The sequence below is a fragment of the Paenibacillus sp. GM2 genome (assembly GCF_900069005.2).
Classification (GTDB): Bacteria; Bacillota; Bacilli; order Paenibacillales; family Paenibacillaceae; genus Fontibacillus.
Genome location: NZ_LN831279.1, coordinates 3,447,808 through 3,465,434, shown reverse-complemented (window position 1 = coordinate 3,465,434; position 17,627 = coordinate 3,447,808). Strand labels below are relative to the sequence as shown.

Below are 17,627 nucleotides of genomic sequence, written 5' to 3'. Positions count from 1 at the left end.
TTAAATGGCAAGATAGGTTCCCTAATAAAATGCTATATCTTTCAATCCGCGCTAATCGCTAGCGACGCTTTATTATAACATAAAATTGGTAGGCATAAAATTGAATCTAATATACATAATTATTTCATATAACATTTTATTAGATTTATATTGACTCTAATATTTGGAGGGGATACAATAAACATGTGAGGAAAATATAGGAAGGGGGTAAAACGTGTTTAGAAATAGTGTGGAGTTCGAAGTGTATGGGGAATATGCTCTATTTACCGACCCTTTAACAAAAATGGGTGGAGAGAAGCTAAGCTATCAAATTCCAACTTACCAAGCTATTAAAGGAATTATTGAAAGCGCTTACTGGAAGCCGACCATCATGTATGTCATTGATGAGATTCGTGTGATGAACCCGATCCGTATGGAATCCAAGGGAATTAGACCGATTGACTATAGCGGAGGCAATACGCTTGCAAATTATACTTACTTGCGGGATGTTCGTTATCAATGCCGTGCTCACTTTGTGTTTAATCTGAACCGGCCTGATATGGAGTTCGATCGTAACGAGCATAAGCATCACAATATCTTAAAGCGATCGATCAAAGCTGGGGGAAGAAGGGATATTTTCCTCGGAGCCCGGGAATGTCAAGCTTATGTTGAACCATGTGTATTTGGTGAGGGAGAAGGATTCTACGACAACTACGAGGGCGAGATTCATTTCGGAACGATGATCCACGGGATTAACTATCCGGATGAGACGGGGCGAAATGAAATGGAGACTAGGCTCTGGAAACCCAAAATGGTAAAAGGATATATCAAATTTGATCCACCCGAGGATTGCAACCAGGTGCGCAAAATTTCGGATATGCAGCCGAAGATTTTCAATACATCCAATGTAGAATCTGTCCATGATGTGTTGGCGCAGATGGAAGAGGGTGAGCGCCTGTGAGCTGGCTCCTGGATTTATATGAGACCTATAAAGCTAATTTGGGTAGGGTTGGCGTTAAGGAGAAGCGATTTATAGACAGGGAGCAGCAGAAGTTCATTGGATACACCTTGCTGCCTATCTCACATACGACGCAGACTGCGCATATTGAGGTAAGAGTTACAGAGAGCGGGGACTTCCATTCCGCGGAGATCATCGACAAGAATGATGCCAATACGCTTATTCCTTGTACGGAAGATTCTGCGAGCCGGGCAGGCTCCAAGGTAGCCCCCTACCCACTACATGACAAGCTTAGCTATGTAGCAGGGGATTATACCGGCTATGGTGGTGAAGTCAAGAAGGAAGACCCCTTCAGAGCTTATATTGAGCAGCTGGCAGATTGGGCGGGCTCTCCGTATGCACACGAGAATGTGAAGAGCATCTATACTTATTTGAAAAAAGGAAGGTTAATCGAGGACCTGGTTGCGGATCGGAAGCTGGCTGTGGATGAACAGGGACATTTGATCGGCAAATGGGATAAGAAATATACACTCCTATATGAAGAGAAACCAGCGATTTTCTCTTATCTGGCTGGAGAGCAGTCAGACTCCTTTATTCGATTTACTGTACATTCCACTCGACGGGCTATGAAGAAGACCTGGGACGACCCGGAAATGTACGAGTCCTTTGTGCAGTATTATAACCATAAATTGGGCGGTGAGAAGCTCTGCTATGTGACTGGTGAGATCATGCCCGGTACAAGCAAGCATGCTAATAAAATCAGAAATCCGGCGGATAAGGCAAAATTAATCTCAGCGAATGACAAGACCGGATTTACTTTTCGGGGACGTTACAGTGATAGTGAAGAAGTGGCTAGTATCAGTTATGAGGTGTCACAGAAGGCGCATAATGCACTCAAATGGCTAATTCATCGGCAAGGAAAGATCATTGATCAGCGGGTGTTCCTGGTCTGGTCCAATGGTGACGATTTAGATGTCGTTCCGCCAGAAAACGATACATATACCTTTAATCCAGGAGTGGCAACTACGTTAGCTCAAGGGAAATCCTTCACGAATGATCTGTTAGCTGAGGAGTTATCGAAGGCATTGGATGGATATAAGAACAAATATGCTGATTCTAAGGCGAAGGTCAGTCTACTGATGTTGGATTCAGCAACAACGGGACGAATGGCTGTATTGTACTATCGACATATGGCCCAGCAGGATTATTTTGAGCGCTTGGTAGAATGGCATTCAACTTGTGTATGGCTGCACCGTTATCAGAAGAATCATCAGGGGGAGTATGTGATCTTCTACGGAGCACCAGCGACGCGGGATATCGCCTTCGCGGCATACGGATCTAAAGCGGGTGACAAAGTCATAAAGGGCTTAATGGAACGAATGCTTCCTACCATAATCGATGGGCGGCATATACCGATAGATATTGTCAGAAGTGCATTCCAGCGAGCTTCCAATCCTGTATCGATGGAGAAATGGGAGTGGGAGAAGACGCTTAGTATAACATGTGCCTTAATAAACTATGGATTGATTCAGAAGAAGGAGGGATACGAGGTGGCGCTAGATAAAGAGAACCAGGACCGGGATTATCTGTTTGGACGGCTGCTGGCGGTTGCGGATGTGCTGGAGAGGCGAGCTCTTGGCAATGAGGAGAATCGGGCTAGTAATGCTATTCGATATATGAATTCTTTTGCCCAGCATCCGGCCCGGACGTGGACAACCATTCAAGCGAGTTTACAACCGTACCAATCACGTTTGGGTGCGAAGGGTTATTATTTGTCAGGTCTGATCGATGAGATCGCTTCTAAGTTCAAGTTTGAGGATTTTAATAATAAGCCATTATCTGGAAAATATCTTTTGGGTTTCTATAGTCAAAGACATGATCTATTCCAGAAGAAAGAGAAAAGTGACCTGATAGGTATAGATACCGTTGAACAATCCAATAAAGAGGAGATGTAATAAATGTCAATTCTGAATTATAAAATTGATTTTGCTGTGATTTTCTCGGTAACAAAGGCCAATCCCAACGGAGATCCGCTGAATGGAAACAGACCGCGGCAGAACTATGACGGATACGGTGAGGTTTCGGACGTAGCGCTGAAACGCAAAATTAGAAATCGTCTTCAGGATATGGGGGCATCTATTTTTGTACAATCAAATGATAGAACGACAGATTCTCTTAAAAGTCTGAGAGAACGTGCAGACGCGAATGAAGCTTTAACCAAAATTATGAAGTCCAAATCTGTCTCCAGCGAAGAGTTCGCCAGTGTTGCCTGTCAAGAATGGATCGATGTACGTAGTTTTGGACAAGTGTTTGCCTTTAAAGGCGGTGGGGAAAAAGGGGTATCTGTAGGCGTAAGAGGTCCAGTCTCTATTCATACTGCGACTAGCGTAAGCCCGATTGATATTACGAGTATGCAAATTACAAAAAGTGTGAACTCGGAGCCAGGGGAGAAGAAAGGTTCGGATACGATGGGCATGAAGCATAGAGTAGACTTCGGTGTATATGTTTTCAAAGGTAGTATCAATACCCAATTAGCTGAGAAGACCGGCTTCACGAACGAGGATGCGGAGAAGATCAAGGAAGCGCTTGTCAGTCTGTTCGAGAATGATTCCTCTTCAGCTAGACCGGAAGGTAGTATGGAAGTTCATCAGGTTTATTGGTGGGAGCATTCCTCTAAGCTAGGTCAGTATTCCTCGGCTAAGGTACATCGCTCATTGTCTGTTAAACCACGTAAGGACGAGCCTAAATCTTTTGAGGACTATGCTGTTGAATTAACCAAATTGGACGGACTCCAGGCTGAGATCATAGATGGCCGTTAATCCTGAAGATGATTATCTTATGTTGTCGGGGATACAGCATTTTCAATTTTGTCGAAGACAGTGGGCGTTAATCCACATTGAGCAGCAATGGGAGGAAAATATAAGAACTGTTCAGGGACAGTATATCCACCGCAAGGCGGACCAGCCATTTGTTAGAGAGAAGCGGGGAGATAAGCTTGTCGTACGCGCGATGCCTGTGAAATCCGATGACTTGAGAATGACGGGAATTTGCGATGTAGTCGAATTCATCAAGGATGATCGGGGCGTTGAGATTAGCGGAGCAGAAGGCAAATATATGGCTTATCCAGTGGAATATAAACGGGGAAAGCCAAAGAGGGATGATGCGGACATTCTACAGTTAACCGCACAGGCGCTGTGTCTGGAAGAAATGCTTCTCTGTGAGATCGACAAGGGTTATATGTTTTATAACGAAATTAAACGCCGTGTTGAAGTGGTTTTAACTCCAGAGATGAAGAGCAGAGTAAGATCCGTCGTTGGTGAAATGCAGGATTATTACCGGCGGAGGTTCACACCTAAGGTCAAGCCTGGAGCTTATTGTAAAAGTTGCTCCCTTCGATCAATTTGTCTGCCAGAACTAATGACTAAGCGCAGCGTGAAAAGTTATATCGAAGGGAGGATCCGAGAATGAGGAAGCTGCTGAATACGCTATTTGTCACACAACCGGAGGTATACTTATCTCTGGATGGCGATAACATCGTACTGCTCAAGGATCAGGAGAAGTTAGGCAGAGTACCACTTCATAATCTAGAATCTATAGTTACCTTTGGTTATACTGGGGCTAGTCCTGCCTTAATGGGGTATTGTGCGGAACGAAATATTTCTATTGCTTTTTTAAAAATGAATGGTGAATTTCTGGCCAGAGTTATTGGAGTGAGCAAAGGGAATGTTGTGCTAAGGAAGAAACAAAGTCTTCTCTCGTATAACGAAAGGGAATCTGCGGTGATCGCCCGTAATTTCATCATTGGAAAAATCTACAACCATAAATGGATGATTGAGAGAATGACCCGGGATTATCCACTGCGGATTGATGTTGCAGAATTTAAGAATGCGTCAGATCATATGTCCTCTATAATGACGGCGATAAGAGAGTGCGAGGATCTAGAGCAGTTACGGGGCTTGGAAGGGCAAGCTGCGCTTAGTTACAATAAGCTGTTTGACCATATGATCTTGCAGCAGAAGGAGGAATTTTCCTTCCGGATTCGCTCGCGCAGACCTCCTCTGGACCCCGTAAATGCGATGTTATCGTTAGCTTATACGTTGTTGGCTCATGATATGACCTCAGCTCTCGAAGCCGTTGGGTTGGACGCGTATGTTGGTTTCCTGCACCGCGATCGTCCTGGACGAGCCTCTTTGGCACTCGATATGATGGAAGAATTGCGCGGGATTTATGCTGATCGGTTCGTACTGTCCTTAATCAATAAAAGAGTGATCAGTTCGGAGGATTTTGTCCGTAAAGAGAATGGGGCCGTGTTGATGACCGATGAAGCTAGAAAAAAATTCTTAACTGCCTGGCAGAGTAAGAAACAGGAGAACATTGTGCATCCTTTTCTGGGTGAGAAAATTTCCTGGGGGCTGGTTCCCCATGCTCAAGCTCTACTGTTAGCCCGATATCTGCGCGGCGATCTGGATGAATATCCGCCCTTTCTATGGAAGTAGGTGTAGACGATGCTAGTATTGGTCACATATGATGTAGGTACGACGCATAGCACTGGACAGAGAAGGCTGCGGCAAGTGTCCAAGTTATGCCAGAATTATGGACAACGTGTGCAGAACTCCGTCTTTGAGTGTGTAGTAGATGCCACCGAGTTTGAAGTCCTGAAAATGAAGCTGATCGATATCATCGACGAAGAGCAGGACAGCCTACGCTTCTATCAGCTTGGAAACAACTATAAGAATAAGGTCGAACATATTGGGATTAAGGAGTCCCTCGATCTTGAGGGCCCCTTAATCCTGTAGTGCGAACCCCAAGTGAACATGATTTCCCTGGGGGATTCGCACCATGAAAATCTTTGGATTTATCCATTAAAGTAATAAAATGTAATTTTATCGCCCCTGTGAAGTTAGTTTTTGTATAGAAAATGCGATTTTCGAGCTCTTTTTACTCGAAAATCGGAGTCGCATCCCTCGTGGATGCGTGGATTGAAAGGAGTCTATGGAGCGAAATACTGACATTGACCAGTGTCGCATCCCTCGTGGATGCGTGGATTGAAAGTACGCCCTGAGCCTTTAACGCTTCCCACCCGCAGGGTCGCATCCCTCGTGGATGCGTGGATTGAAAGGATTACATGTACAGAAAAAGTTATCCTGGTGGAAGTCGCATCCCTCGTGGATGCGTGGATTGAAAGGATCTCAATACACGAAGTGAATCATCCGGAGACAAAGCGTCGCATCCCTCGTGGATGCGTGGATTGAAAGGACAAAGACAAAATCTTTGTTCTCTTTGACTTTAGTGTCGCATCCCTCGTGGATGCGTGGATTGAAAGTACCTGAAAGATGTTTTACAAATAAGTTCTTGCTATAGTCGCATCCCTCGTGGATGCGTGGATTGAAAGTGAGCTGCCGCGCAATGGAAAGGAAAAAGTGTAGTCGCATCCCTCGTGGATGTGTGGATTGAAAAGGATCTGCAGGTGGTCAACACACCAGCTTCTTTTAGTATGGAAGAGCTTGCTCTATAGAAGGTACGAGCTCTTCGCAGGTAAATAATTTGCGGTGATTACTACCCACTGAACTATTCGCTGCTGAATTTCCATAGAAACCAACTAAAACCAGACAGTCTTTAATTAAGAGTCAAACATTGAGTTGGCTAGTGGCATTATTCATTATGGTAGAATAGAGAAGAATGATAGAAAGTTGAATATAGCTCTAGGCATTTCAATGATTTTCGCATAACAATATGGTGCGAACCCTAAGCGAACATGAAATCCTTGGGGAATTCGCACCAAATATTTTTTTGTACCCATCCATAATTGGAATTAAAATCAATTTTCAAACGCTGTAAAGTTTTTAATCAATAAGAAAACACCGAATTTGTATCAAAATCGGAGTCACATCCTACACGGATGTGTGGGTTGAAAGTGTCTTGATCCATAAAAATCACTCCCTTTTCTTAGTCACATCCTACACGGATGTGTGGATTGAAAGTTCGCATATATAGCGCAGTCCTCACAAATTCAAGTCACATCCTACACGGATGTGTGGATTGAAAGCTGCCAATTATGGTAGTTGCTTGGTTTATTGTACCGTCACATCCTACACGGATGTGTGGATTGAAAGTCCGGACATAAGGAAATGATCGAACAATTGAAGTTGTCACATCCTACACGGATGTGTGGGTTGAAAGAATCCTAGCCCTTCCTTGGACATATGTTCAAAATCGTCACATCCTACACGGATGTGTGGATTGACAGTCTGTGAGGGAGAAAACGAGAAGCGGGCACTTCTCGTCAGACCTGACACATATATTGATGGATCTATAGTTTCAAATATGTTTTGACCGTTTTTGTCACATCCCCCAGTAGCTGCGCCCATTCAAACCCTGCTATAATATATAAAGTTACTAGTAAATATATAAAGAAGGTCGTTCAGCATGAAGAAAATTGAGAGATCAGCGGTTGAGCAGGAGCTTCGCAGATTTGTTGGGGCGAACGTTTATGTGCATAGTGAGGCGACGTCGTATGTGTTTGTCCGTAATTTTACGGTGCAGTTAACGGAGGCTCATATTGCCGGGGAGGGGCCGTATCGTGTGGCGCTTCGGTTCAACGGTGACGGTTGGCTTCGGATGGAGGCGCTGACGGATTATGAGGTAGATGATCAAGGGCGCCTGCTATTGGCTGGGTTTGATAACAAGGGGCGAATGGATGTCGCTCTTCATTTGGGAAAGGAGGCTTTCCCGGAATGAACAACCCTCTAAACCCAAACATATCCTCACGTAAGCTGCTGCTTGTGCTTGCGCACCCGGATGATGAGAGTTTCATCTGTGGAGGTACTCTTGCTAAATACGCCAGTGAAGGAGTTCAGATCACACTCGTCAGTGCTACAAGAGGCGAGATGGGACGCCGTATGGGGAATCCGCCTTATCTGAATCGGGAGACGATTGCCGCAGCCCGCGAGCGGGAACTGCGCAATGCCTGCGACTGTCTGGGCGTTCAGCAGCTGCAATTTCTGGACATTCGCGACAAAACAGTGGAATTCATCGATGAGGAGTCATTGATATCCCGGGTTGAAGGGATTATACAAAAGACCGCTCCCGACGTCGTGCTTACCTTTCATGAGACGCTTGGAGGTCATCCCGACCATTGCGCTATTGGCAAAGTGACCACAGCGGCATGCCGCCGAGCCGGCAAGCAGGATTCCTTATACTATATTTCGTTCGGCAATATGATGGAGCAGCCGGAGCGCTACGGATATACCCGAGGCGATATTGTAAAAATCGATGTATCCGCTCATTTGGAAGCGAAGCTGGCTGCATTTCGGGCGCATCGCTGTCAATCGGAGATCGACGAATGGGTATGGCGTCCCGACCATGAAGCATTGGCTCGATTTGGCGCGTACGAGTACTTTATCCACGCGGAGCCGACAGCCCCGGATCGGCATAATCACTATGACTTATTTCACTAAAGAGAGGCCTTTTCGGCCTCCTTTTTGCGTAAAAGTGTTCATTTTTTGCTAGTTATTGTATATCACTTCATTCTTTCAACAAGAGTGGTATAATAGGACGGCATAACCTTTTTTCAAAAAAGAAATGAAGCCATAAGACAGAAATAATGCCAAAGAAGTGATGATGCGATGAGTACTGCCATGTCTAGCTTCAAGCAGAAATCGGTGTTTCTGCTCAATAAGTATTTTACGGGGGAAGTCCTCGATTATAAACAAATTATAGCGATTATTATTCCAATCCTGGTTGACCAGGCTTTTATTATTTTAATGAGCTTATTAAATACGGCGATGATCAGTTCCTCCGGGGTCGCTGCGGTGAGTGCCGTGAGTATGGTCGATTCGCTGAATATTTTTCTTATTAACGTATTCGTTGCTGTAGCTACCGGTGGTACTGTTATCGTGGCGCAATATAAGGGCAGCGGGAACGATAAAATGGTCTCGAAGTCCGCCGCTCAGGCGATATCCGCTGTTGCAATTATATCTGTATTCATCAGTGTGTTTGTCATCATTTTTCATATGCCGACTTTGAATTTATTGTTCGGGCGGGCAGAGGGAGACGTGCTTCAGAACGCAAAAATATACCTGATCGGCAGCTGCATCTCCTATCCGTTCATTGCTATATTCCAAGCGGTTAACGGAGCGCTTCGCGGCGTGGCCGAGACCAAAGCCTGCCTAGGGCTGTCGCTGATCATGAACGTCACCTTCTTATGTTTGAACATTCTTTTTATCACAGTACTGGACTTTGGAGTTATGGGTCTAATTGTATCCATGCTGACGGCGCGGATATTAGGTATGGTCACTTCGGTGATCTATTTGCTGAAGTATAACCAGACCTTGCGTTTCAAAATTAAAAATGCCCTGCGGCTCAACTTCTCCATCCTGAGGAAGATTATGTTCATTGGCATTCCGTTCGCTGCGGAGCAGATGTTCTTCAATGGCGGCAAGCTGTTGACGCAGACATTTATCGTACAGCTGGGGACGCTGGCTATTACTGTGAATGCAATTGGCGGCTCCATTTCGTTGCTGTTCCAAATTGGAGCCAACGCTTTGAGTATCGCCATCGTAACCGTAGTTGGCCAGTGTATCGGGCGCAGAAATATCGCTGACGCCAGGAAGTACGTCAAGTCATTCCTCGGGCTGTCTACCGTGTTCTTCATTATAGGGGATATCATTTTGCTGCCGCTGTTCCCGTTCATTGTCAGACTGTTCTCGCCACCTGCGGAGATCATACCGACGATCTTCCAATTAACCGTGCTGATTGCGATCGCACAGCCATTGTTCTGGTCGTTCAGCTTCATAACACCATCGGCCCTACGCGCTGCCGGAGATTCCAATTTCACCTCGATCTCCTCGCTGCTCTCGATGTGGCTGCTTCGTGTCATACTAGGGTATTTGCTCGGAATTACTTTAGGCTTCGGCATCATGGGCGTATGGATCGCTATGGTAACTGAATGGGTCATCCGGGGCTCGATATTTATGTGGAGGTTCAAAGGCGAGAAATGGTACAGCCGCAAGCTGATTTGACCGGAACATCTAATATGGTTCGGAGTCATCCGGAATATTCGATTTATTCATAAATTGCAAAATCGCTGGTGCTGGGATTAAGAGCATCGGCGATTTTTTTTGCTTTCCAGGGGTTGAAGCTCCAGCTACTGGAGGTTGTATGCTTGGTTGGAGCAAACAGCAAGAACAGTATACAAGGAGGTTTTAGGTTTATGAGATCTATTGAAATGGCATCAACGATTTTAAATGTTTTATTGCTCGGTTGGATCCTATTTGCGAGAAACAAGACACAGCGGGGATTGCTCATAGGATTTGGCGCTTCCGCTATTGTCGTACTGGCGCATGCGTTCATTGAAGGGATGCGTTGGCAGATGATTCCGGTCTATGCCCTGACTTTGCTCCCGATTCTGGTGTTGGCAGGCAGGCGGTTATTCAAACCGCGGAAAGAGAAGGATGGCTATAAGAAAAGACCCCTTATTCGATGGATATCTACGATAGTTCTGGCCACTCTGTATTCAGCTATTGCCATCGCGCTGCCAATCCTGTTGCCGATCTTTACCTTCGAGCAGCCGACAGGGCCGTACAAGGTTGGTACGGTGACTTATGATTGGAAGGATGAACAACGGGAAGAGACTTTTACCTCGGAGCCCGGTGATCCACGTGAGTTGATGGTGCAGATCTGGTACCCTGCCGATTCACAGGCAAAAGGCCACATTGCTTCTTACATTACGAATGCTGATGTTTTCGCCGAAGGATACAGCACGATTCTGAATTTGCCAAAGGTTTTGTTCACAACGTTTGGCTATGTGAAGACACATGCGATCGAGTCTGCTGAGCTGTCTCAGGTGGAATCGGCCTATCCAGTGCTTCTGTTCTCCCATGGATTTAGCGGACACAAGAATCAGAACACTTTCCAGGTCGAGGAGTTAGCCAGCCATGGTTATATCGTGGTTGGGATCGACCATACCTACAGCAGCACGGCATCTGTCTTTGCAGATGGGCGAGTGGCTCCTTATGTGCAGCAGGATTTGAACTCGCCTTCGTATCTGGATCAAGCCAATGCCGGATGGGTGGAAGATGCAAAATTTGTGCTCGACCAAGTGGAGAGGTTGGCGAACGATGATCCTGACAACCGTTTTACAGGACGACTGGATCTGCAGAACGTGGGGATGTTTGGTCATTCCTTTGGCGGAGCGACAAGCACGCAGATGCTTATGGAGGATGAGAGGATCAAAGCAGCCATGAATCTGGATGGCGTCTTGTATGGCAAGCAGCGGATTCCGGCCGGAGGATTGGCGAAGCCGTTCCTTATGATGAGTGCGGATGGATCGCTTAATAGCGTACAGCAAATACAGGAACCCGAACTCAGACAGATGATGGAAGGACTGCTCGCGCGGTATGAGCATGTAGCCGAAGGCGGCAACTATTGGATGAAGGTCAATCATATGACGCATATGGGCTTCACAGATTTGTACCTGCTCTCGCCGCTGTTTGAGCGGATGGAGGGCGTGGATGTACGGCAGGCCCACCGCCTTATTAATGCGTACTCCCTGGATTTCTTCAACCATTATTTGAAGCGCCAGCCACTTCAGCTGTTAGAGCAGAACATCGGTGAACATCCGGATTTCACGCTGCAAAAAGATTAGGTGATATTGGACATTGGAATCGTTGAGGGCGATGGGCCCTCGATGATTCACATGAAGCGTTTATTTTGCCCAAGCCGCCATTGGATGCCTTGATATAAAAGGAGGTTTCCTTTATACAATTGGTGGTATTGCGGGCTGATGATGGCACATAATGTGTTGCATCGTTCCAGAGGTTTGGTCTGGGTACTCTCGAAATATTCGACATAATGTTGGATAAAGTCTTCATTAGGGTTAAGCTGATCTGAATTCGTATACAGCAGGGCCATATCTTCGACAATGGACTGCACCGTCTTGCTGTCCGCAGCGCATTTATTCCTCCATGCAGAATCCAACCGCTCCTGAATATGCTTCAGCTTGTTTCCCCAGGTGGCGGCGTTATAGCGGGGCCGTTGTACAATTCGTAAGAAGAGCAGCTCGACCCGCTTGAGATCAGCGATAAATTGGGGATCGTTCAGAAGCTCCTGCAGCTCCTTCCAGGCAGCGGCCTGCTTGGCCGATGTCTTGGGGTGATCGACGACGAACTTGTTGAAATAGTATAAAAGAGGGTCCCGCCACTCGCTAAGGATGCCCTCGAATAAATGGGCCTCTTCCACCTTATCCGTGATGAACTGTCTGCGATTCTCGGCATTAACGGTTCGAGCGTTCACCAGATCGTGGATGTATCGCAGTGAATCTTCCCCGTGCGCCTCTGCCTGACGCAAGATAGCTATCATATTTACCAGCGTGTTCGCCTGGATTTCCAGGGACTCGATCTGCCATGCCAGCGCTTTCTCGACAGTCAACTCGCCTGCCATCAACTGATGAATTTCATCGATGCCAAAATTCAAATAACGCAAGGTGGCAATAAGCTCTAACCGCCAGATATCATCTGATGAATACAACCGGTGCCCGCCTTCCGTATACGCGGTAGGTTTAAGCAGTCCGATTTCGTCATAATAGCGAATCGTTTTGACGGTAGACCCAGTCAGTTTGGCGACCTCGCCGATAGGATACTTCTTGTCCAAAAAATACAGCTCCTTGTTTGATGAGATGATGTACGTCGGTCCAATGACCTCTAGTCTTTTACGGTAAGCTCCTTAATTCGTTCCATATACACGGATCTTTGCGGTGCGAAAAATGAGTGTTGAATGTCCCCTTAGGGGAGGTTTTATGCTTGGATTCAGCAAGTAGAGGGAACAGAAAAAGAGGAGGTTTTATTCGTTATGAGGACTTTAGAAATGTTGTCCGCAATCTTGAATATTTTATTGCTGGGGTGGTTTATATTTACCAGGAATCGGTCACAGCGAGGATTAATCCTGGGCGCGGGCATTTCAGCACTATTCGTGCTGCTGCACGGGCTGATCGAAGGCATGCGTTGGCAAATGATTCCGGTCTATCTGATCACGCTTATCCCGATCGTAGTCCTGGCTGTAAGATATTTCTCCAAATCAAAGAAAGCAGAAAAGAAAACATCCCGGTTCCGGTTGACTCTAATTACGGCATTGGCTGTACTTTATTCCTTCATTGCTGTGGCTTTGCCACTCTTGCTTCCGGTATTTTCCTTCGAGAAACCGACAGGTCCATACAAAATCGGAACCGTATCCTATGCTTGGAAAGATGATAAACGGGAGGAACTCCATACACCCGAGCCAGGCGATAAACGAGAGCTAATGATACAAATTTGGTATCCAGCAAGTGAAGGTGCGAAGGGAAAAAAAGCACCTTATGTTTCTCACCCGGATATTTTTGCAGAGGGATACAGCGCAGCTTTGCATATGCCAAAACTACTGTTTACGAGCATTGGCTATGCCAAAACGCATGCAATCGAAGCGGCAAAATTATCTGATCAGGAACCAGACTATCCAGTGCTCATTTTTTCGCATTCGTTGAATGGGACAAAGAACCAAAACACATTCGAGATTGAACAATTAGTTAGCCATGGTTATATTGTGGTGGGCATTGATCATACGTACCGCAGTACAATATCGGTGTTCCCTGATGGCCGTGTTGTACCATTTGTTCCCCAAGAGAGCAATACCATTGACTATCTCGATGAAATCAACGAGGAATGGGTGGACGATGCCAAGTTTGTGCTCGATCAAGTTGAGAAACTCGCCAAGAGTGATCCAGACCATCGTTTTACGGATCGGATGGATTTGGAGCGCATCGGCATGTTTGGTCATTCCTTCGGCGGGGCAACAACCACGCAAATGCTCATGACGGATTCACGAATCAAAGCAGCGATCAATATGGACGGCGGACTCTACGGCAAGCTTCGAATTCCGGACGATGGATTGAAGAAGCCATTCCTGATGATGAGTGCGGACGGTACTCTGGCTGGCACTACGCATATGAGCGACGAGGAAATCGCTTCTCAAGGCACAACACGGAAGGAACTGGACAAGTTTTTTGCAGATACATTTGCTCGGCAAGCGTCCGTATCCAAAGGCGGCAACTATTGGATGACCATCAAAAACATGAAGCATATGGGGTTTTCAGATATGTATTTGATTTCACCCTTATTTGAGAAGATGGAGGGTGTCGATGTAACAAGCGTACATCAGCTGATTAACGATTACACGCTGGATTTCTTTGACCATTATTTGAAGCAACAGCCGCTAAAATTATTGGATCAGAATATCGGCGACCATCCGGAGTTTTCATTGCAGAAAGGCTGAGGGCAATTTGCCCTCAGCTTTCTTTGTTGATTACAGCTGCTTGAGTTTCCATTGTATGCCTTGCAGCAATAACTCATTTCCTTTAGCGAACAAGCGGTATTTGGGGCTCAAAGTAGAACATAGCGTGTTGAACCGTTCGATTCGTTCTGTTCTCGGATGCTGCGAATATTCGGCAAAGTAGCGAAAAAAATCCTCCTGGCTCACGGATTGTCCAGAGCTCGCATACAGCATGGCCGTGTCCTCGACAATCTTTTGAACGTAAGGACTTTCGGCAGATTGCTTTTGCATCAAAGCCGTATTTAACCGGTTGTGAATTTCCTCAAGTTTTTTGACCCATCTTGCTGCATCATAATGAGGCCGATGGACCATGTTGAAGAATAGAAATTCATCGTTTTTAAGGTCGGCTATAAACTGAGGATCGTTCAGGAGCTCCTGCAATTCATGCCAAGCAATCGTTTGTTTGGCCGATATTTTCGTTTGATTGATAATGTGTTTGTTAAAGTTATACAGAAATGAGTCTCTCCATTCCGCCGGAATGCCCTCTAAAAATTGGGACTCTTCTACTTTTTCAAGGATAAATTGCTGGCGTTTCTCTGTGTTGACGGCTCGCGTGGTCACCAGATCATAAATATATTGCAAGGAAGCCTCTTCCTGCTCCTTCGCCTGTCGCAGAATGGATAACATATTTGAAAGTGTACTCATTTGTGTCTCTATAGATTCAATCTGCCAGTCGAGTGCTTTGTCCAGCGGTATTTCGCCAGAAAGCATCTCTTTAATCTCATCGATCCCGAAATCCAGGTAGCGCAGGGTTGTAATTAGCTCCAACCGCCATAGATCGGAAGACGTGTACAACCGATGTCCGCCCTCCGTATATTCTGTGGGTCTAAGCAGTCCGACCTTGTCATAGTAACGGACGGTTTTGATAGTGGTTCCGGTCATTTTTGCGGCTTCCCCGATGGAATATGTCTTATCCAATTGATCCCCCCCTGTTAGCATTTTACTACCTGCGCCCCATAACAGGGGTGAGGCTATTCTGCTATGATATAATAAATATGCCTATAAAAGGAAGGTTTCTATATAGAGAGATAGGAGGGATTGAATGAAGAGAAGAATTTCGCTGTTGTTTAATCTGGTGTTTTTTATTCCGGCCATTATTTTAAGTATTATGGTCTGGAGGGATTACACGGATCAACTTGAGGCTAACTTGAATAGGGAGCTTACATCCGAACGGGAGTTGTTCTTTTTAGACCGTGGCAATAAAGTTCTGGGGATTGCGCGAGATGAAGACAGCGGACTGAAAGGTGAGCTTTACGATGTGAAGACAGAGAAGCTTATTAAGGAGATGCCCCTCTATTCTAATATACATAGTCAGATCCTGTCCGCCTATCAAAATGGCCGCTTGATTCTGGTGACGAATAATCCGGAAGACCGGCTAGAAGTAAATATGATCGATTCTGAAGGCGGCGTGCAGGAACTGGCGCAAGGAACGCTGGAGTACACTGGATTTGTAAGCAATAATGTGTTCTCCTGGCGGGGCAAAGTCATAGTCCTGGGGACAGATGGGGGTAGTGCTCCCTATATTGCTGAGGTTAACCAGGGGAAGTTGCAGAAGGTTGAATTGAACAGTAACCAGCTGCTGCCCTCCAGACCTACATATATACGGCCGGTTCACGGGAGCTTCGAGAGCGGTGCCGTTATGCCAATATTCGAGGTGGATCTTCATGATGACCGGACGGCATATGTAAGCGGGGTGCTGAATGATCAGGGGCTTCCGCTTACCTATATCAGAAAGGATGAAGAGGGCTCGTTTGAAGCCGAGGACCATGCCGCTTACCAATTTGCAAAGCAGGTGAACCGGGACCAGACTAGTCTGCTTAAAGTGGATTCCGAATATCCCGAACAAGTCCGGTATTATAATGCGGCAGCAAAAAAAGAGGGCACTGTACTGCCAACTCCGATGCCGGTGTACCAGGTGAAGCTGTATCTGCTGAACGATGAGGAGACTTTGATTGCTGGCTCCAACACGAAGGATGAGGCAGAAGGGCATATGCTCGGATACTTATACAATGAAAAAACGAAGCAATTTACAGATGTATCGGCGATCGTGTCCATGCTGACTTATGACAATCTGAGCGAAACGAAGCTGCATTTCTATAAGGACGCCGGGGATGACACGCTATATTACTCCAACGCGTCGGCTTCTACCGCATGGATGAATGTGCGTGAGGGAACGTTTGGGCTTCTCTCCCAAGAGAAGGTTCAGCAATGGCAGCTTCATAAGGAAGAAAACCATAGATCCTTCCAAACCTTTATAGAGTATGTCAAGCAAGGAGACGGCCTAATTATTAATTGGATCCTCTGGATCATCATTCCGATAGTTATGTACGGGTTAATGATCATTATACCGGTGATATTTCAAGCAAAGCTGAGACGAGGGCTGGAGCAGGGGATTACCCTTACGGGAACGGTTATGCAAATGGCGGAGACAGGGACATATATTAATAATCAACCACAAGTTCGCTTCATGGTACGTTTCCTGGATGAAGGCCAGACGAAGGAAATTGCGATTAAGAAGGTCATTTCACATCTGGACCGTATACAGGTTGGAGACCAGATCCTGATTAGTTATAATCGCAGCAAGAACAAGGCTATGATTGTTAATACGTCGGATGTAGCGGAACATGTGAAGCCGAAGACGATTGAAGGAGCAGTGCTGACTAAGATCGATTTTATGGGAAAAGCGCAGCGGGGAAGTGCGCTGATGCTTCATTTTGAAGCTGCAGGCCATACCTATTCCATTCCTGTCGTACAGGCGATAGGGTTCGAATACCGGATTGGGGAGAGAGCAACGCTTGTCCAGATCGGAGGGCAGACCCGTCTGCTCGAATATGGAAGCTTATCGGCACGGGCTCAGAGCATGGCGGAGAGGCTTACACTTCAAGGAGAGATTACACGTATACAGCCATGCGGGGTTACGATCCAGGATCGGCAGCTAATGGTGCTTGAGGTGCTGATCAGTCATGGACAGGAGCGGATTCGCAAGGTGAACAGCGAGTTCGTACCTCGCGGGCTTAGTGTACAGGTTGGCTCTATCATCCAGGTATCTGCGAGAAAAGAGGAGCTTGATCGAGAAGCGCGTCTGCTTCAAGGCAGACAAGGAGGCGGGAAGGTGACCTCCGTTGAATTTGCCGGTACGACCGGAGACCGTCCTTTAGCACGCATTACGGTCCAACGAGGAGATGAGGAATATCGGATCGAACAATCGATTGAACCCGTGCATGGGGTCGAAGTTGGGGATGAGCTATGGATCGCCTATGACGAACGTTCGCGTGAAGCCGTTATTGTGAATTATGCGGGGAATTAAAGTCCTGTTGTATAAGACTGGAGG

14 protein-coding genes and 1 CRISPR repeat array are annotated in these 17,627 nt (G+C 46.3%); of the genes, 12 read left to right on the top strand and 2 right to left on the bottom strand.

Translation table 11 applies throughout. The features are described 5' to 3' along the window. Window positions 1-214 precede the first annotated feature (214 nt). The 10 genes from cas5c to BN1360_RS25165 all read left to right on the top strand — a co-directional run bounded on the left by cas5c (window position 215) and on the right by BN1360_RS25165 (window position 11,582). Window positions 215-940: a type I-C CRISPR-associated protein Cas5c gene (gene cas5c / locus BN1360_RS25210; protein ID WP_068782621.1), complete on the top strand. Its 726-nt coding sequence runs from the start codon at window positions 215-217 to the stop codon at window positions 938-940. Further along, a complete protein-coding gene (cas8c, locus tag BN1360_RS25205) occupies window positions 937-2,892 on the top strand; it encodes a type I-C CRISPR-associated protein Cas8c/Csd1 (protein ID WP_068782620.1) in 1,956 nt (651 codons plus the stop codon). The genes cas5c and cas8c overlap by 4 nt, the downstream gene beginning before the upstream one ends. A gap of 3 nt (window positions 2,893-2,895) precedes the next feature. Beyond that, on the top strand, window positions 2,896-3,756 hold the full coding sequence (cas7c, locus tag BN1360_RS25200; RefSeq protein WP_068782619.1) for a type I-C CRISPR-associated protein Cas7/Csd2: 861 nt from the start codon (window positions 2,896-2,898) through the stop codon (window positions 3,754-3,756). Continuing rightward, on the top strand, window positions 3,746-4,405 hold the full coding sequence (gene cas4 / locus BN1360_RS25195) for a CRISPR-associated protein Cas4 (RefSeq protein WP_068782618.1): 660 nt from the start codon (window positions 3,746-3,748) through the stop codon (window positions 4,403-4,405). Before cas7c ends, cas4 begins: the two co-directional genes overlap by 11 nt. Next, window positions 4,402-5,433 (top strand): type I-C CRISPR-associated endonuclease Cas1c, encoded by a 1,032-nt coding sequence (cas1c, locus tag BN1360_RS25190; protein WP_068782617.1) that lies wholly within the window; start codon window positions 4,402-4,404, stop codon window positions 5,431-5,433. The genes cas4 and cas1c overlap by 4 nt, the downstream gene beginning before the upstream one ends. 9 nt (window positions 5,434-5,442) lie before the next feature. After that, window positions 5,443-5,733, top strand: a complete 291-nt coding sequence (gene cas2 / locus BN1360_RS25185; protein ID WP_068782616.1) for a CRISPR-associated endonuclease Cas2 — start codon at window positions 5,443-5,445, stop codon at window positions 5,731-5,733. Between the two features lie 158 nt (window positions 5,734-5,891). Continuing rightward, window positions 5,892-6,394: direct repeats of the CRISPR family, unit length 32 nt; unit sequence GTCGCATCCCTCGTGGATGCGTGGATTGAAAG. A gap of 969 nt (window positions 6,395-7,363) precedes the next feature. Continuing rightward, window positions 7,364-7,675 carry a DUF1806 family protein gene (locus BN1360_RS25180; RefSeq protein ID WP_068782615.1) on the top strand — a complete coding sequence of 104 codons (312 nt, stop codon included), beginning with the start codon at window positions 7,364-7,366 and terminating at the stop codon, window positions 7,673-7,675. Next, window positions 7,672-8,394 carry a PIG-L family deacetylase gene (locus tag BN1360_RS25175; protein ID WP_068782614.1) on the top strand — a complete coding sequence of 241 codons (723 nt, stop codon included), beginning with the start codon at window positions 7,672-7,674 and terminating at the stop codon, window positions 8,392-8,394. Before BN1360_RS25180 ends, BN1360_RS25175 begins: the two co-directional genes overlap by 4 nt. A 168-nt stretch (window positions 8,395-8,562) precedes the next feature. Beyond that, window positions 8,563-9,957 carry an MATE family efflux transporter gene (locus BN1360_RS25170; RefSeq protein WP_068782613.1) on the top strand — a complete coding sequence of 465 codons (1,395 nt, stop codon included), beginning with the start codon at window positions 8,563-8,565 and terminating at the stop codon, window positions 9,955-9,957. A 191-nt stretch (window positions 9,958-10,148) separates the two neighbouring features. Further along, entirely contained in the window at window positions 10,149-11,582 is a 1,434-nt protein-coding gene (locus BN1360_RS25165) for an alpha/beta hydrolase family protein (RefSeq protein WP_068782612.1), read from the top strand. 47 nt (window positions 11,583-11,629) lie between these two features. Here BN1360_RS25165 and BN1360_RS25160 read toward each other — a convergent pair whose 3' ends face one another. Beyond that, window positions 11,630-12,586: a MerR family transcriptional regulator gene (locus BN1360_RS25160; protein WP_229521106.1), complete on the bottom strand. Its 957-nt coding sequence runs from the start codon at window positions 12,584-12,586 to the stop codon at window positions 11,630-11,632. A gap of 198 nt (window positions 12,587-12,784) precedes the next feature. Between BN1360_RS25160 and BN1360_RS25155 the strand changes: the two genes are divergently transcribed. Next, entirely contained in the window at window positions 12,785-14,239 is a 1,455-nt protein-coding gene (locus BN1360_RS25155) for an alpha/beta hydrolase (protein WP_068782610.1), read from the top strand. Between the two features lie 30 nt (window positions 14,240-14,269). On the opposite strand, the gene BN1360_RS25150 is transcribed toward BN1360_RS25155, so the two are convergent. Continuing rightward, window positions 14,270-15,214, bottom strand: a complete 945-nt coding sequence (locus BN1360_RS25150) for a MerR family transcriptional regulator (protein WP_229521105.1) — start codon at window positions 15,212-15,214, stop codon at window positions 14,270-14,272. Between the two features lie 124 nt (window positions 15,215-15,338). On the opposite strand from BN1360_RS25150, the gene BN1360_RS25145 reads away from it, so the two are divergent. Beyond that, window positions 15,339-17,603 carry a hypothetical protein gene (locus BN1360_RS25145; RefSeq protein WP_068782608.1) on the top strand — a complete coding sequence of 755 codons (2,265 nt, stop codon included), beginning with the start codon at window positions 15,339-15,341 and terminating at the stop codon, window positions 17,601-17,603. Window positions 17,604-17,627: the final 24 nt, after the last annotated feature.

Bases quoted from the DNA above. Each gene is read 5' to 3' on its own strand.
- cas1c (WP_068782617.1), top strand. From the start codon at position 4,402: ATGAGGAAGCTGCTGAATACGCTATTTGTCACACAACCGGAGGTATAC.
- BN1360_RS25175 (WP_068782614.1), top strand. From the start codon at position 7,672: ATGAACAACCCTCTAAACCCAAACATATCCTCACGTAAGCTGCTGCTT.
- cas7c (WP_068782619.1), top strand. From the start codon at position 2,896: ATGTCAATTCTGAATTATAAAATTGATTTTGCTGTGATTTTCTCGGTA.
- BN1360_RS25170 (WP_068782613.1), top strand. From the start codon at position 8,563: ATGAGTACTGCCATGTCTAGCTTCAAGCAGAAATCGGTGTTTCTGCTC.
- BN1360_RS25155 (WP_068782610.1), top strand. From the start codon at position 12,785: ATGAGGACTTTAGAAATGTTGTCCGCAATCTTGAATATTTTATTGCTG.
- BN1360_RS25165 (WP_068782612.1), top strand. From the start codon at position 10,149: ATGAGATCTATTGAAATGGCATCAACGATTTTAAATGTTTTATTGCTC.
- cas2 (WP_068782616.1), top strand. From the start codon at position 5,443: ATGCTAGTATTGGTCACATATGATGTAGGTACGACGCATAGCACTGGA.
- BN1360_RS25145 (WP_068782608.1), top strand. From the start codon at position 15,339: ATGAAGAGAAGAATTTCGCTGTTGTTTAATCTGGTGTTTTTTATTCCG.
- cas4 (WP_068782618.1), top strand. From the start codon at position 3,746: ATGGCCGTTAATCCTGAAGATGATTATCTTATGTTGTCGGGGATACAG.
- BN1360_RS25180 (WP_068782615.1), top strand. From the start codon at position 7,364: ATGAAGAAAATTGAGAGATCAGCGGTTGAGCAGGAGCTTCGCAGATTT.